At 38.3% G+C, this 621-nt stretch carries 1 pseudogene; it reads right to left on the bottom strand.

From position 1 onward, the window contains the following. Positions 1-274: 274 nt before the first annotated feature. Positions 275-621: pseudogene (locus ACFINO_RS10995) on the bottom strand (ATP-dependent chaperone ClpB); the annotation flags it as partial.

Here is a 621-nt window from a genome sequence, read left to right on the forward strand (position 1 = left end):
ACCGAAAGACAGAACCGAAAGACAGAACCGAAACAGATAGTGTTTGATTTACAAACCGCTTCCGCCGTAATGAAGCTTCACCCCCCATCATCATTCTTCAATCTGCTTCACAAAAGCACAGAATGCTGATTGTATCATTATGATACGCGTTCAGATTTACCTTGTCAAGTTTTTTTTATGTTTTATTATCATTTTTTTCTGTCTGATAGGCATTTCTTAACGCATTGTTATATCTTTATTTCATTGCCATATTCCTCATTTCTAGAACAGTATCTTAATTTTCAGGCAAAAAAGTCAAATGCTCTCCTTCTTTTGCAATTGTCACCGCCATCTCATCATGAATTTTTCCAAACAAGATGTTTTCTGCCAGTGGATCTTGAATTTCTCTTTGGATAATGCGTTTGAGAGGCCGCGCGCCATAGAGAGGATCATAGCCCTTATCGCCAAGGAATTGCCGAACCTCTGGTTCGATATGCAAAGTTATTTTGCGTTCATTGAGCAAATTTTGCAAATGTTGTATCTGGATCTCAACGATAGCTTCCATGTCGCTACGTTGTAATCTCTGAAAGAGAATAACCTCATCAATACGATTAAGAAATTCGGGACGAAAAGCCGCTTTTA

This window comes from Bartonella sp. AA83SXKL (assembly GCF_042196965.1).
In the GTDB taxonomy this organism is placed as follows: domain Bacteria; phylum Pseudomonadota; class Alphaproteobacteria; order Rhizobiales; family Rhizobiaceae; genus Bartonella.